A 14501-nucleotide genomic window follows, 5' to 3' on the forward strand; every position below is an offset into this window, starting at 1 on the left:
TGGGCCTCCCAGCTCTATAGTAATTAGTTATGTCCCATCAGATAAATTGCTAAAACGACGAAGAAAGTAGAGATGATTCCTAAATACCAGATAAGAATTACTTCAGATTTAGGGAACTTATGATGAGTTCTCATGCCAGTACGAACTCCTTCAATCATTAAGGCGACAGGCGAATAGACACAAAGAGCAGTTAAACTAAAAGCAAACATATTGACCCAGGCGTGACCGGCATTCTTTTGAACAAGGCTGAATAAAAGTGTACCCATTAAGATAATTGTTGGAGTTACTTCAATTGTTTTACGCATAATTTTTTCCCCTATAATATCGTTTATCTTTATTAGGCTCTCAATAGATATTTTTAGCAACTAATTTTGAACGAAAAATGAATTCATTGTGTACATAACTTTATACGACCATCAAATAGGTAGTTAAGGACAGAAATGAGATAGAGATTATTGCTAAATACCAAATGAGACGTGATTCGGAACGTGAAGATAATTTATGCTTTTTCACTCGGATACTCTCTATTACTAAGGCCACGGGTGGATAAATGCATAGTCCCAATAAACTAAAGGCAAATGGATTGATCCAAGGTTTTCCAGCAGATCTTTGAATAAGGCTAGAGATTAATATGATAAACAGAATGAAAGTCGGACTAACTTCGATAATTTTACGCATGAGGATCGCCCTCTTGAGATAATTCTTTATTTTCACCGCTATTAAGTATCTAGAAATCTTTTTAAGCAAACTATACCGTCTAAAAAGTGAATCTGTTTTGTATATTGTTTAAAATGTAAAACATGTTATACTAAAAATGTAAAAAGTATTTGACATTTTTACGGAGAATACAATGAAAAATATAATTAAACAAAAGCGAAAAGAATTGAAACTATCACAAGATGAGTTAAGTAAATTAGCAGGTGTGACTAGGCAAACTGTTAATGCTATTGAAAATGATAAGTATGATCCCTCTTTGAGCCTAGCTTTTCAGTTAGCTGCTATTTTACATATTCGAGTTGATGAATTATTCAGATTTGGAGATGAACGTGATGACCAATACTAGAAAATACTTCTTCAGGAGAGCTATTTTGGTAACTCTTTTAGCTGCATTCTTTTTACTATGGTTATTGTCTAGAGTGACTTTGAATCAGGATCTGTCACCGGTTTTCTTTGTACTGATAACAGTGCTCTTTATTTATCAACAGAAACGTTTAGATAAGGGTGGAAGTACTAATATTTTTAAAATAGCTCGGGATGGCTTTCCTCAGGGATTAAAACATGATGATGAGCGTGAAGCTAAGAATGCTTTGACAGCAAGTTTCTTTAGTCAAAGATTCACGGCTGGCTTCATTATTTTGGTAATTGGGATCTCATTGATTCTGGCAAGCTATAAAGTGATTGATGAAAATATCTTCAATATTAACGCCTTTGGTATCTTAGGAACCACAATATTGATAGTACAAGAGTGGAGTTTTTACTACGAATATAGTCGTTTAGACAAATAAAAAATTTAAAAATAAAAAAACAGCATCTATTAGGATAGACATGCATTCTGGCCTTTAAAACCAAGTGCTTGTGTTCTCAAATAGGTGCTGTTTGTTTATACTTTTAGTTCTTTCTTATTAAAGTTATCCATATCGGTAATTAACTGATTAACTTTTTCAATACTGCCAATGTAAACACCACTAGCTAGTGGGTGTCCGCCACCGCCGTATTTTTCAGCCATGCCATTAATTGAAATTGACTTAGAACGTAAATTGACGCGGAAACGATTCAAATCTTTTTCACTGACAACAATCCAAGTTTTAACTTTGTCGATTCGACCGATTAGAGGGACTGCATGATCTAATTCGCCATCGTCTAAATGAAATTGATCCAAAGTATCCTTGCGAATCACAATATAGCCGAAACCAGAATCAGTTATTTGTAAGTTATCCAAAATGTAGGCTTCTAATCGAGCCACTTGAAGTGACATTTGGTCTTCTTGCAAACTAATTTTAGAAATATTGATACCAGTTTTAGCTAATTTAGCAGAAGTGATCAGTGTACGGTAGCTGGTTTCACCATTTAAGAAACGGACAGTATCACCGATAATTCCTGAATATAGTTTGGCAGCAATCTTTTTAGTGAGTTCAAAATTAGAAATTTTTTCAGTAAAAGAGAAAATCATTTCGGCACAACTAGAGAAAGTATCATCGACCCAATTCATATCACCGAAAGGGTCAACATTGGGATGATGATCAATTTTAATGATTTCAGCAGCTTGTTTATAGGCACCATTATTGTCAATTCTTCGCGCGTTAGCAGTATCCACTGTAATAACTAAGGCATCTTTGAAAGTAGAATCAGGAATATTTTGCATTTGACCAATCCAATTCAGGACTGGCAAATCGATTCCCGTGACGTAAATATTTTTTTGAGGGAAGACTTCATGAAGAATGGCGGCTAAGCCAGTTTGTGAGCCAATCGCATCTGGATCTGGATTGCGATGTCTGAGAATAATAATTGTACTATACTGTTCAACCTTTTTTAAAATGTCATTAATCATAAGACTACACCCCAACGATTATTAAATTAATTATGAATCAAACTTACCTAAAATTAACCTTTAATCGTTAGGTAAGTCAATAAAAAAACTTTAAATAAAAGAATATCCTAAAAGATACTATAGCACTTAGTCTAACAACGACTTACAAAAATGTAAGGAAATGTAAGAAGAATCGCACGACCCAAATTACCCGAGCAGTTATGATAGATATATCAAATGGAGGGAAGAACAAATGCAAAAAATTGTCGATGTACAAAATGTTGAAAAGATTTATGGAAAAGCTGGGGAAAAACAATTCAAAGCTTTGTCCGATGTTAATTTTGAAGTTAAGCCTGGCGAATTCGTTGGAATTATGGGTGCTTCAGGTTCAGGTAAAACAACACTTTTAAATATTCTATCTACATTAGATACACCAACAAGTGGTCAAGTTGAGATTGCTGGTGAAGATATTACTAAGTTGAATAATAATCAAATGGCTGACTTTCGTGCCAATAAGATTGGTTTCATTTTCCAAGATTTTAACTTGTTAGAAAATTTAACAGCCTATGAAAATATTGCTTTGCCATTAGCATTACAGAATACAGCTGCTAAAAAAATTAAGCCAGCTGTTCAAAGTATTGCTGAAAAATTAGGTTTAACTGATATTTTGAATCACTATCCAACTGAATTATCCGGTGGTCAAAAACAAAGAGTTGCCGCCGCTCGTGCTCTGGTTCATGAACCATCAATCGTTTTTGGTGACGAACCTACAGGTGCTTTGGATTCTAAGAGTGCTCGTGCTTTGTTAGATACTTTGACTAAGATCAATCGTGAAGACAATGTATCGATTCTTTTAGTAACACATGATCCATTTTCAGCTAGTTTCTGTGATCGTATTTTATTCATTAAAGATGGTGAGATTGGTCAAGAATTAAAGAAAGAAGAAAATTCGCGTGCTGAATTTTATCAAGAAATCCTAGATTCATTAGGAACATTTGCAGAATAGGGGAGGAAAATATGTTAAACAAATTAGCTTTAAGTGGAATTAAGCACCGTCTCCGTGACTACACCGTTTTATTTTCAGGTTTGATGATTGCATCGGCTATCTTCTATATGTTTATGTCTCTAGCAACTAATCAGGCTTTTCTAAGCTCCAATTCTCCGGCCGCTGCTACTAGTTTCATCTTCGGTTTCGGAATTGTTTTACTAGCAATTATCACAATTGTTTATGTTAATTACGCTAATACTTTCTTACTGAGTATGCGTCAAAAAGAGTATGGGATGTTTATGATGCTCGGTGCCAAAAGTAGTAAGATTTCACGGATGATTTTTGTCGAAACATTTGCTATTGGTGCCATTTCAACATTGATCGGTTCGGCCATTGGTATTTTTGCCACGGGATTTGTAGGTAGATGGTTAATTGGTTTACTAGATATGAGAGTTAAACACTTCAGCAGTTTCTATTTACCAGCTTTACTTTGGACTTTGTTATTCTTTATCGTGATTTTCATGTTTTCAGCTATTAGAAATTCAGTATCTCTACGTCGTACCAAAGTTCTTACTTTATTAAATCGTGACAGTCAGCCAGTTAAAATTAAACGTAACGGCGTTATGAAAGCAATTCAAGCTTTACTTGGTTTGATCTTGCTGGCAATTGGTTACTTGACTATGTACTTTTCTGGTCATAATCCTGGGTTTATCTATCTGGGCATTCCAATTGCCTTGGTAACAATTGTTGCTGGTACTTACTTTACAATCAATGCTTTTGTTACGGCAATTATTATTATGTTGAAGAGAAATATCAAGTACTCACAAAAAGGATTGAATAATTTTACTCTTTCACAGTTAAGTTTCCGTATTAATGATTACACTAAGATTCTTTCAATGGTTTCAATCATGTTTGCTTTAGCTTTAGGTGCTATTACTGTTGGTTTAGGTTTTAACAACCAAATTGATAACGTCGTAAATGGTCAAAACTATTATGATGTTCAAGTGACGAATCCTAATGCTACTCAAGAGAAGAATATTAAACAATTAAGCATTCAGAAAAAAGATACTTATAATTTTAAATCTGACGGTAAAGCTGTTTACTATCGTAGCAGTCAATTTAAGAGTCAACCAATTGGTTATGCCAATATGAATGTTGATACAATGGTATTCCGATTAAAGAAATCTTCAGATCCAGCTAAAAATTCAAATGCGGCTTATGAGTTAATGAATACACGTCTTCCCAAATATAGAACTATGGAAGCTAAATTTGTTAGTGATGCTCAATACGATAGTATCAAAGGACAAGAATCAACAACTGTATTGATTAAAACCACCTCGTTCAAGAATAATCTTGCTATGATCAAACAGATTTCAAAAGATGAAATTAAACGTTTCCCAGAACTTAAAAATGCTGGTGGTGACAAGTATTCTGCCTATACATTAGTTAATGGTTTCTTTTCTGGACTAGAATTCATGGGATTCTTCTTAGGAATTGCTTTCTTGGCTATGTTAGCTAGTTGCCTGATGTTCAAGATTCTTTCTGGAGCTAACGGTGACGTTAAACGTTACAATATGCTTTACAAAATTGGTACGAGACAAAAAGTCTTACGCAGTACAATCAATAAGGAAATTGGTGTGTTATTCTCAGTTCCAGCCATCTTAGGTATTATTCATGTGTTAATTGGTTTACAACTATTCGTTAAACTTTTGTATAAACCTTATACAAATATTGAGATACCATTTGCAATTTTCCTAGTTTTATATTTAGGATATTACTTCTTAACAAGATATCTTTATAAGAAGATCGTTCTTAAATAACAGTTTCAGTTCCTTCCGGGGAACTGCGATCGACGGGTATTAACCTTTCGATCGCAGCTTTCCGGAAACGGAAAGCACTTCCCCCCAATAAATAATTTCAATTGTTAGACATGTCTAACACCCTTAATAAAGTAGAGCAGGGATCACTCAACAAATCCTCAAATCTACAATTTAAAAATGAGGCTGTGACATAAGTCTCAAAAAATAAAAGCTGATGAATGAGATTCTTATTTCATTCATCAGCTTTTTCTGTATCATTATGGTAGATTGCAACAATTAATCGAATTTTTCGGACAAGTCACCAAAGAAGACTTGGAGTGGCGTTTTCCACCCTAAACATTTCCGGGGACGCCAGTTTAAGTACTTTGAGATCATAGTCAGCTCTTCGTCCGTAACGCTCTCAATTGGCTGGTTCTTTGGAATGTGTAGCCGAATCTCGCGGTTCAACCGTTCGTTGGTTCCGCGTTCATGTGGCGCATACGGGTGGGCAAAATAATGGGCAATTCCGCAGGCTTCAATTTCCTTGAAGCCTGCGAATTCCTTACCGTGATCACTGGTGATTGACTTGACCAAGCCGCGCAACTCCTCGTTAAGCTCTAGGATTGCCTTAGTCATAGCTTTACTATCACGTCCCGGTAAACGACGAATAATCATTAGTCGGGACTTACGATCAGTAAAGGTAGCTAGGACCTCGCCCCTGGTTTTTCCTGATAGGATGGTATCGACTTCAAAATGACCAATCTCTTGACGCAGGTTAGCCTCGTCCGGGCGTTGGTTGATAAACTTCGCCCCACGTGTGTACTGACCACGACCGTCGTGGCTCTTTCGGTACCGCACACCGTGGTCTGGAAGGACCTCGCGTTTGATGTCCAACCAGCCCTTGTCCAGCCAGTTATAGAGGGTTTTGAATGGCATTTGGAGAATATGCGCGATGACTTCAAAACTCCACCGCTGTTCGAGAATGATCCCACGGACGAATTCTCTTAAATTCTCTGTTAGAAGAGTTTTCCGCCCCCGGTGAGTTAGCTTCTTTTCGCGGTCTTCCTGAGCTTGATCAGCGTCATAGTATCCCTTAGGACAGCGCTTTAGTTCATAGTTGATGGTTGAAGGAACTACACCAACTTCTTCAGCAATTTGTTTTTGTGAGTAACCAACCTTAAGCAGCGTTTGGATGACAGTTCTATCCGATAATGTTAAAATGTGACTCATGGGTAATGGACTCCTATTGTTTATAGTTTTGTCACTTAAAACAATACCGGGTCCATTGCCCTTTTTCTATCCAAATTTTTCGTCTGGGTAGAATTCTATTTAATCTTACAATCTACCTTATATAAAAAAAAGAGAAGATACCTCGCACGCATCTTCCCAAAATTTATCACTCCAAAAGGAGATCAAAAACCATGAATAATTATAACATAGACCAAATGACATTAAGTATTCCTTTAGATTACAAACCAAAAGAAAATCATCCAGCTAGATTTATCAACGATCTTGTCGAATCGCTTAATATTGAAAAAGTCTATTCTAGCGGGAGGCCGCGAGAATATGACTTACGTGCAATGCTAAAATTGATACTTTTTGCGTACTCTCGCAGTGTAATGACTAGCAGAAAGATTGAAGAATTTGCTGAAGAAAATATCGTTGCTAGATGGCTTACACAATATCAAGTTCCCTCATATAGAACCATATGTAGATTTAGAATTTCAGATGAGATTGAAACTTTACTTGATGATAGCTTGACGAATTTAACTAGTGTTTTAAAACAAAATGGTCTGATTGATGAAGTGTCCTTTATTGATGGTACGAAAATATTGGCAGATGCCAATAAATTTTCGTTCGTTTGGAAAAAGAATACCATCAGATTCGATGATATGAATAAATCTCAAATTCAAAACTTATTGTCCGAAATAAACGAGGTACGATTAGGTATCGTCGAAAATCCTTCGGATCTTTCTGACGATGCTCTAGAGGAAGTACAAATAAAACTTGAATTACATCTTGAAGATTTAAACGCCAGAATAGAAGCTAATCCTAAAAAATCTCCTAATCCTGATAAACAAGAACGCCGAAAATTAAAATCATATTCCCGAAAACTTGATAACCGTATTGATAAAAAATCTGAACACGAAAAACAGATGAAGAAATTCGATAAAAGAAATAGTTATGCTAAAAGTGATGAAGACGCAACATTTATGAGAGTCAAGGAAGATCCCATGCTGAATGGTCAATTAAAACCTGCATACAATGTTCAGATAGCCACTAGTAATCAATTCATTACAGGTGTTGGAATGTTTCAAAATCCAACTGATACAAGAACATTGATACCATTTATAAAACAGCTTGAAGAGAACCATACGCTTGGCGACGTGATCGTCGCCGATGCGGGATATGGTTCTGAAAGTAACTATCAATTTTTAGATGATAACTATAAGAAATACGTTATTCCGTACTCTACTATGCTCAAAGAGAATTCAAAGAAATGGAAAACAGATGAAAAGAAGGTAATGAATTGGAATTACTACGAAGACGATGATTATTATATAAATCCTCAAGGTGTCCGTTTCAGTTTTAATGCATATCGAATAAGAACTGATAAATATGGATTTAAACGTTACTTTAAAGAATATATTTCCGAGATATTTGATGATGATCACAATAGGATTCCTCAGGCGTTCACGCCTGGTGGGAATCGTAAAAGAATATACATCAATCCTTCATTGGAATATTTTAAAGCTAGCATGAGAAGTAAACTTTCGATTCCCCAATATGCTGATATTTATGCACGTAGAAAAAATGACGTGGAACCAGTCTTCGGAAATATGAAGGCTTGTTTAGGTTTCAAAAGATTCCATGTTAAAGGATTGAATAAAGTTAAAAAAGAAATGATGATCGTAGTAATGGCATTGAATATCAGGAAACTGGTATCAATGTCATTTTTTATTTGTATTTTTAGAGAACAAAAAAGTTCGATGTGGAATTTTTTCAAATTCGCATCGAACTTTTAAGATAAAGAGACTGTTTTGTCACAGCCTCATTTTTCTGTAATTATGATGGAAAAACGTCTTGTTCGAAAAAAAATATTTAAAATTATTTTATCAAAATTATAGTTATGATAACATTAATCTAATAGCTTTTTAAGGCTATATTTCAAGAGACATCTTGTCCAATAATAATTTCACAAAAGAAATATTTGTTGCAAAAATGTGAAATACAGATTAAAATTTTCCTAATAAACAAAAATAAAATTTAACAATAAGGGAAAGGGGAACTAAATTATGTCAATGATTGAATTCCGCAATGTGCAAAAATATTATGGAAATTTCCATGCATTGAAAGATATCAATTTAAAAATTGATAAGGGGGAAACCGTTGTATTAGTTGGTCCCTCTGGATCAGGTAAAAGTACACTGGCTCGTACAGTCAATGGTCTAGAAACAATTCAAGAAGGACAGTTGATCGTCAATGGCCGTGATATTTCCGACAAGAAAACTGATATTAATCGAATTAGAAAAGATGTAGGGATGGTTTTCCAGCATTTCAATCTCTACGCTAACAAAGATGTACTAGAAAATGTCATGCTAGCTCCAAGAACTGTTTTGAAGCTCAGCGAAGAAGAAAATAAAAAAACAGCTATGGCTTTATTAGATCAAGTTGGATTAGCTGATAAAGCTCACAACATGCCTTCACAGATCTCTGGTGGTCAGAAACAACGTGTAGCAATCGCCAGATCACTAGCTATGAAACCTCGTTGCATGTTGTTTGATGAACCAACAAGTGCTCTAGATCCAGAAATGATCGACGATGTATTAGGTGTTATCAAATACGTTACTAGTCAAAGTGACATGACGTCCTTGATCGTTACTCACGAAATGGGTTTTGCTCAAGAAGTTGCGAACCGTGTTATTTTCATGGACAACGGTCAAATTCTTGAAGATGATCCAACAGATATCTTCTTCAAACAACCAACTAATGATCGTGCTAAGCAGTTCTTGAGTAAAATCATTCAACATTAAGGAGGAATTGATGATGAAACGTCTAAAATATTTAACTCTAATTTTCACCTCATTGCTCCTAGCGTTGGTTTTAAGTGGCTGTGGCTCTAAGCCGCTTTCAGATCAAAATGTTTTGACTAATGCTAAAGAAAGTAAAACCATTACTTGGGGTGTTAAAGCCGATACAAGATTGATTGGTTTAATTGATGTAAAAGATGGTAAGGAAAAGGGATTCGAAATTGACTTGGCTAAAGCTATTACTAAGAAAATGTTAGGTAAAGATGGCAAGGCAAAGTTTGTAACGGTTACTTCACAATCTAGAATACCGTTGTTGAAGAATGGTAATATCGACGCCATCATCGCTACAATGACTATAACGCCAGAAAGACAAAAAACAATTGATTTCTCTGACTCATATTTTGATGCTGGACAGTCAATTTTAGTTAAAGAAAATTCACCAATCAAAAAAGTAGAAGATTTAAACGGTAAGACCATTATTGGTGTGGTTGGTTCTAATTCAGTTGAAAATGTTAAAAAATTTGCTCCAAAAGCTCGGGTATTACAGTTACCTGATTATGCACAAGCCTTGACGGCCTTGAAATCAGGCCAGGGAGATGCTTTGACGACCGATAACGTTATCTTAGCTGGTATGGCCGTGAATAATCCTGGCTATGTCCTAAGAGGTAAAGCCTTTACTACAGAACCATATGGTATTGGTGTCAATAAAGGTCAAAAAGATTTTAGAGAGGCAATCAATAAAGCCTTGAGTGAAGTAGAAAAAGACGGTACTTACAACAAATTGATTATGAAGTGGTTTGGTAATGTACCTGGATTCAATTACAAGGAGGTGCTACGTCATGATTAATCTTTTAACTCATAATTGGAGTTCTTTTATCACTGGATTTGGTTGGACGGTTTTATCCAGTGTTTTGGCTCTGTTCTTCAGTTTAATTATTGGTTCTTTAGTAGCCATCCTTGAGGTACTTCCCAATAAGTTTTTCAGAATCATTGGAAAAATCTATGTAGAGATTTTCCGTAATATTCCACTGTTAGTTATCACAATGTTTTTCTACCTAGTTATCCCGCTCTACGTAGTCAAAATTAATGGTTTTACGGCAGGGACGATTGGATTGACAATTTATACATCTGCCTTCATTGCTGAAACAGTTAGAGCTGGTATCAATTCAGTTGATATCGGACAGATGGAGGCCGCTCGATCACAAGGTATGACTTTTTGGCAAGCTATGCGTTATATCGTTCTACCACAGGCCTTTAAGTTAGTTATTCCACCGTTGGGCAACCAATTTGTAAATTTGGTCAAGAATTCTTCAGTTTTAGCCTTCGTGGCTGGATTCGATTTGATGTATCAAGGAAATGCAATCGCATCACAAACATTCGATACAGTTAATACTTATCTGATTGTTGGTTTGTTCTACTTGATTATTACTTTGCCAATTAGTTACTACATGCAATATCTTGAAAGAAAACTAGCTTAGGAGGAGAATATTATGCAAAATTGGATGAATGCTTATTCATGGGTCAACATCAGATTTCTTCTCCAAGGTTTAGAAATCACGATTTTGATCTCCGTTGTATCGGTGTTACTCAGTTTTATCATCGGTTCGGTTTTAGGAATTATTCGTTATTCCAAAATCCGTTACGTTTCTAAAATTGTTGGAGTGATTATTGACGTAATTCGTAATTTGCCGTTACTATTGATCATTTTCTTCGTTTACTTCGGTTTACCAGCCTTTGGATTCAAACCGGATACGATTCCAGCTGCTATTTTGGCAATGACGGTCTTTGAGTCAATGATGATTGCTGAAATCATCAGATCCGGAATTATGGCGGTTGATATTGGACAGATGGAAGCCTCAAGATCAATGGGAATGACTTATATTCAAGCAATGTGGCATGTTGTTTTACCACAGGCTTATAAGAAAATGATTCCAGCAATGGTTAGTCAGTTTATCTCTTTGATCAAGGATACTTCTTTGGCAACTATCATTGTGGTGCCAGAGTTAATGCAACATGGACAAGTAGTTTACGGACAAAATCCAAATTACATTATTCCTGTCTTTGTCATGATGGCTCTAATGTACTTCGTAGTTTGTTACGCTTTGTCCTTACTATCCAAATATATTGATCATAAAATGGCCTAAAATAATTTATTAGTTGACAGAATAAAAAAAGCCGTTTATAGTGAGTGTCAATCAAATAAACAAATATAAGTGTCTGAATCAAGTAGTGATGTATCTGGGTGTAAGAAAGCCGGTGGTTGATGCGAACCGGTCAGGATGCATTTATGAAATACCAGGCATGACTTGGTTTTCCAAGCGGAAAAAGAGATCCGTTATTCTCAAGAGTGGAGAGGTGTTTTTGAATACTTCTCAAGCTGGGTGGTACCACGGTAAATCGTCCCTGTTGCATTGTTGCAGCAGGGACTTTTTTTATACCAAGGGGTAAGTAAAATGATGATAAATACATGCGGGGGCAATCCTCGATATTAATTCTTCAAGTAAATTACGATAAAAATTTGGAGGAATTAATTATGAGTAAAAAGAGTATAGATTTTAAAGAAGCCATCATCATGTTGGCAGTAATGTTAATCATTTTAGGAGTAGGAGTTATCAAATTTGGTCTTTCGCCACAGACTCCCGTCCTAGTAGTAATTGGATTGTTAGTTTTATGGGCCAAACTTCGTGGCAGTAGTTGGGATGATATTTCCGATGGAATTGTCAGTGGAGTTAAGAATGGTATCATACCAATCTTTATCTTTATTCTGATTGGTGCTTTGATTGGAACTTGGATCGCAGCCGGAATTATTCCGTCAATGATGGTAGCTGGTTTCCATATGATTTCTGTTCGTTGGTTTATTCCATCAGTATTTCTAGTTTGTGCTTTAATTGGAACTTCAATCGGTAGTGCTTTTACAATTATTTCTACAATCGGAATCGCACTTTTCGGTATGGGTCAAACTTTAGGCATGAATCCTGCTTTAGTTGCCGGGGCTATCATTTCCGGAGCCATCTTCGGTGACAAGACTTCACCACTTTCAGATTCAACTAATTTAGCCGCTGCTATTGCGGAAGATGATTTATTCGATCATATCAAGAACTTGATGTGGACTACTATTCCGGCATTCCTTATTTCTTTGATACTTTACGCTGTGATTGGTAACAGTGGCACCAACGCCGGTATGGGTAAAATTAATACAACATTGAATGTTTTAAATAGCAATTTCGTAATTTCATGGTGGGCTATTTTACCAATCGCGTTGTTATTCATCTGTGCCATTATGAAAGTTCCAGCTATCGCTACTTTAATTTTGAATGTTACCGTAACTGTAGGTATGATCTTCATCGAAAAACCCAATACACCGGTTAAAGATATTGCTGGTTTTATCGAAAATGGTTTCGTATCTAAGACAGGAAATGCTAGCGTTGATGCCTTATTAACTCGTGGAGGAATTACTTCCATGATGGGTACAGTCTCATTGATTTTCTTAACATTGTCCTTAGGTGGACTATTAATGAAGTTTGACGTTATTCAAACAGCTATGGCTCCATTGGCGGAACGTCTTAAGACACCAGGTTCCGTTATAACTGCTACAATTCTCTCTGGAATTGGCGTTAATATCTTTGTTGGTGAGCAATACTTATCAGTTATTTTACCTGGTAAAGCCTTCAAAACGACCTTTAATAAACGAGGTTTAGATAATTTAGCTTTAAGCCGTGTACTAGAAGATGGTGGTACTGTAATTAACTACTTAATACCATGGGGTGTTGCTGGTGCTTTTGCTGCCAATACCTTAGGTGTACCAACATTGTCATTCTTACCATTCTGTTTTTTCAGTCTACTTTCACCAGTTCTTTCCATTATTAGTGGATTCACAGGAATTGGATTAAGAAAGCTTCCTGAAACTAAAAAGGCGAGCAATGACAAAGTAGTTACAGCTTAATGATTTAATTTTATTCATTTGTTAGGGAGGATATTATGGAAAAAGAATTGACTCAAAAACAAGAGAATGAAATTCAGCGGCAATTTGATATTTTGGTATCAAATACAACTAGTGTCGTTGAGAAAGCAGAATTAAAAAATAAGATTAAAATTTCAGTAGTTAATAATAAACCATTATAAAAGGTAGATTGCAACAATTAATCGAATTTTTCGGACAAGTCACCAAAGAAGACTTGGAGTGGCGTTTTCCACCCTAAACATTTCCGGGGACGCCAGTTTAAGTACTTTGAGATCATAGTCAGCTCTTCGTCCGTAACGCTCTCAATTGGCTGGTTCTTTGGAATGTGTAGCCGAATCTCGCGGTTCAACCGTTCGTTGGTTCCGCGTTCATGTGGCGCATACGGGTGGGCAAAATAATGGGCAATTCCGCAGGCTTCAATTTCCTTGAAGCCTGCGAATTCCTTACCGTGATCACTGGTAATTGACTTGACCAAGCCGCGCAACTCCTCGTTAAGCTCTAGGATTGCCTTAGTCATAGCTTTACTATCACGTCCCGGTAAACGACGAATAATCATTAGTCGGGACTTACGATCAGTAAAGGTAGCTAGGACCTCGCCCCTGGTTTTTCCTGATAGGATGGTATCGACTTCAAAATGACCAATCTCTTGACGCAGGTTAGCCTCGTCCGGGCGTTGGTTGATAAACTTCGCCCCACGTGTGTACTGACCACGACCGTCGTGGCTCTTTCGGTACCGCACACCGTGGTCTGGAAGGACCTCGCGTTTGATGTCCAACCAGCCCTTGTCCAGCCAGTTATAGAGGGTTTTGAATGGCATTTGGAGAATATGCGCGATGACTTCAAAACTCCACCGCTGTTCGAGAATGATCCCACGGACGAATTCTCTTAAATTCTCTGTTAGAAGAGTTTTCCGCCCCCGGTGAGTTAGCTTCTTTTCGCAGTCTTCCTGAGCTTGATCAGCGTCATAGTATCCCTTAGGACAGCGCTTTAGTTCATAGTTGATGGTTGAAGGAACTACACCAACTTCTTCAGCAATTTGTTTTTGTGAGTAACCAACCTTAAGCAGCGTTTGGATGACAGTTCTATCCGATAATGTTAAAATGTGACTCATGGGTAATGGACTCCTATTGTTTATAGTTTTGTCACTTAAAACAATACCGGGTCCATTGCCCTTTTTCTATCCAAATTTTTCGTC

Annotated in this window: 15 protein-coding genes; 11 read left to right on the top strand and 4 right to left on the bottom strand. The window is 36.4% G+C overall.

Going from position 1 to position 14501, the window contains the following annotated elements; genetic code table 11:
• Positions 1-23 precede the first annotated feature (23 nt).
• Positions 24-305: a LasU family protein gene (locus ACI6PB_RS00420; RefSeq protein WP_309510574.1), complete on the bottom strand. Its 282-nt coding sequence runs from the start codon at positions 303-305 to the stop codon at positions 24-26.
• 545 nt (positions 306-850) lie between these two features.
• Here ACI6PB_RS00420 and ACI6PB_RS00425 point away from each other — a divergent pair.
• Together ACI6PB_RS00425 and ACI6PB_RS00430 are read left to right on the top strand one after the other, a co-directional pair.
• Positions 851-1063 carry a helix-turn-helix transcriptional regulator gene (locus tag ACI6PB_RS00425; RefSeq protein ID WP_056950903.1) on the top strand — a complete coding sequence of 71 codons (213 nt, stop codon included), beginning with the start codon at positions 851-853 and terminating at the stop codon, positions 1061-1063.
• A 25-nt stretch (positions 1064-1088) separates the two neighbouring features.
• Complete coding sequence (locus ACI6PB_RS00430) at positions 1089-1505, top strand: hypothetical protein (protein ID WP_404327570.1); 417 nt, start codon at positions 1089-1091, stop codon at positions 1503-1505.
• A gap of 95 nt (positions 1506-1600) precedes the next feature.
• Here ACI6PB_RS00430 and ACI6PB_RS00435 read toward each other — a convergent pair whose 3' ends face one another.
• Positions 1601-2548: a bifunctional oligoribonuclease/PAP phosphatase NrnA gene (locus ACI6PB_RS00435; RefSeq protein WP_056955691.1), complete on the bottom strand. Its 948-nt coding sequence runs from the start codon at positions 2546-2548 to the stop codon at positions 1601-1603.
• Between the two features lie 232 nt (positions 2549-2780).
• On the opposite strand from ACI6PB_RS00435, the gene ACI6PB_RS00440 reads away from it, so the two are divergent.
• Together ACI6PB_RS00440 and ACI6PB_RS00445 are read left to right on the top strand one after the other, a co-directional pair.
• Entirely contained in the window at positions 2781-3533 is a 753-nt protein-coding gene (locus ACI6PB_RS00440) for an ABC transporter ATP-binding protein (RefSeq protein ID WP_025086267.1), read from the top strand.
• A gap of 11 nt (positions 3534-3544) precedes the next feature.
• Positions 3545-5335 carry an FtsX-like permease family protein gene (locus ACI6PB_RS00445; RefSeq protein ID WP_025086268.1) on the top strand — a complete coding sequence of 597 codons (1791 nt, stop codon included), beginning with the start codon at positions 3545-3547 and terminating at the stop codon, positions 5333-5335.
• 276 nt (positions 5336-5611) lie between these two features.
• Here ACI6PB_RS00445 and ACI6PB_RS00450 read toward each other — a convergent pair whose 3' ends face one another.
• The gene (locus ACI6PB_RS00450) at positions 5612-6544 is read right to left on the bottom strand and encodes an IS30 family transposase (protein ID WP_404327571.1); all 933 of its coding nucleotides are present in this window, start codon (positions 6542-6544) and stop codon (positions 5612-5614) included.
• Positions 6545-6735: 191 nt separating this feature from the next.
• On the opposite strand from ACI6PB_RS00450, the gene ACI6PB_RS00455 reads away from it, so the two are divergent.
• From ACI6PB_RS00455 to ACI6PB_RS00485, 7 genes are all read left to right on the top strand, one after another.
• A complete protein-coding gene (locus tag ACI6PB_RS00455; protein ID WP_025086411.1) occupies positions 6736-8340 on the top strand; it encodes an IS1182 family transposase in 1605 nt (534 codons plus the stop codon).
• Positions 8341-8610: 270 nt separating this feature from the next.
• Positions 8611-9348: an amino acid ABC transporter ATP-binding protein gene (locus ACI6PB_RS00460; RefSeq protein ID WP_025086274.1), complete on the top strand. Its 738-nt coding sequence runs from the start codon at positions 8611-8613 to the stop codon at positions 9346-9348.
• 13 nt (positions 9349-9361) lie between these two features.
• The gene (locus tag ACI6PB_RS00465; protein ID WP_404327955.1) at positions 9362-10192 is read left to right on the top strand and encodes a glutamate ABC transporter substrate-binding protein; all 831 of its coding nucleotides are present in this window, start codon (positions 9362-9364) and stop codon (positions 10190-10192) included.
• Positions 10185-10823 carry an amino acid ABC transporter permease gene (locus ACI6PB_RS00470; RefSeq protein WP_025086272.1) on the top strand — a complete coding sequence of 213 codons (639 nt, stop codon included), beginning with the start codon at positions 10185-10187 and terminating at the stop codon, positions 10821-10823. The genes ACI6PB_RS00465 and ACI6PB_RS00470 overlap by 8 nt, the downstream gene beginning before the upstream one ends.
• A 12-nt stretch (positions 10824-10835) precedes the next feature.
• Positions 10836-11489, top strand: coding sequence for an amino acid ABC transporter permease (locus ACI6PB_RS00475; protein WP_025086271.1), 654 nt, complete (start codon positions 10836-10838; stop codon positions 11487-11489).
• 389 nt (positions 11490-11878) lie between these two features.
• Entirely contained in the window at positions 11879-13288 is a 1410-nt protein-coding gene (gene nhaC, locus ACI6PB_RS00480) for a Na+/H+ antiporter NhaC (protein WP_025086270.1), read from the top strand.
• A 35-nt stretch (positions 13289-13323) separates the two neighbouring features.
• Positions 13324-13467, top strand: coding sequence for a hypothetical protein (locus ACI6PB_RS00485; RefSeq protein WP_156407832.1), 144 nt, complete (start codon positions 13324-13326; stop codon positions 13465-13467).
• A gap of 17 nt (positions 13468-13484) precedes the next feature.
• On the opposite strand, the gene ACI6PB_RS00490 is transcribed toward ACI6PB_RS00485, so the two are convergent.
• A complete protein-coding gene (locus tag ACI6PB_RS00490) occupies positions 13485-14417 on the bottom strand; it encodes an IS30 family transposase (protein ID WP_034544610.1) in 933 nt (310 codons plus the stop codon).
• Positions 14418-14501 lie beyond the last annotated feature (84 nt).

This window comes from Companilactobacillus paralimentarius (genome assembly GCF_963227125.1).
Lineage (GTDB): Bacteria > Bacillota > Bacilli > Lactobacillales > Lactobacillaceae > Companilactobacillus > Companilactobacillus paralimentarius.

What these genes read in the sequence shown, in the direction of transcription:
- ACI6PB_RS00420 (WP_309510574.1), bottom strand. Translation starts at nt 305, where the DNA reads ATGCGTAAAACAATTGAAGTAACTCCAACAATTATCTTAATGGGTACA.
- ACI6PB_RS00425 (WP_056950903.1), top strand. Translation starts at nt 851, where the DNA reads ATGAAAAATATAATTAAACAAAAGCGAAAAGAATTGAAACTATCACAA.
- ACI6PB_RS00435 (WP_056955691.1), bottom strand. Translation starts at nt 2,548, where the DNA reads ATGATTAATGACATTTTAAAAAAGGTTGAACAGTATAGTACAATTATT.
- ACI6PB_RS00440 (WP_025086267.1), top strand. Translation starts at nt 2,781, where the DNA reads ATGCAAAAAATTGTCGATGTACAAAATGTTGAAAAGATTTATGGAAAA.
- ACI6PB_RS00445 (WP_025086268.1), top strand. Translation starts at nt 3,545, where the DNA reads ATGTTAAACAAATTAGCTTTAAGTGGAATTAAGCACCGTCTCCGTGAC.
- ACI6PB_RS00450 (WP_404327571.1), bottom strand. Translation starts at nt 6,544, where the DNA reads ATGAGTCACATTTTAACATTATCGGATAGAACTGTCATCCAAACGCTG.
- ACI6PB_RS00455 (WP_025086411.1), top strand. Translation starts at nt 6,736, where the DNA reads ATGAATAATTATAACATAGACCAAATGACATTAAGTATTCCTTTAGAT.
- ACI6PB_RS00460 (WP_025086274.1), top strand. Translation starts at nt 8,611, where the DNA reads ATGTCAATGATTGAATTCCGCAATGTGCAAAAATATTATGGAAATTTC.
- ACI6PB_RS00465 (WP_404327955.1), top strand. Translation starts at nt 9,362, where the DNA reads ATGAAACGTCTAAAATATTTAACTCTAATTTTCACCTCATTGCTCCTA.
- ACI6PB_RS00470 (WP_025086272.1), top strand. Translation starts at nt 10,185, where the DNA reads ATGATTAATCTTTTAACTCATAATTGGAGTTCTTTTATCACTGGATTT.
- ACI6PB_RS00475 (WP_025086271.1), top strand. Translation starts at nt 10,836, where the DNA reads ATGCAAAATTGGATGAATGCTTATTCATGGGTCAACATCAGATTTCTT.
- nhaC (WP_025086270.1), top strand. Translation starts at nt 11,879, where the DNA reads ATGAGTAAAAAGAGTATAGATTTTAAAGAAGCCATCATCATGTTGGCA.
- ACI6PB_RS00485 (WP_156407832.1), top strand. Translation starts at nt 13,324, where the DNA reads ATGGAAAAAGAATTGACTCAAAAACAAGAGAATGAAATTCAGCGGCAA.
- ACI6PB_RS00490 (WP_034544610.1), bottom strand. Translation starts at nt 14,417, where the DNA reads ATGAGTCACATTTTAACATTATCGGATAGAACTGTCATCCAAACGCTG.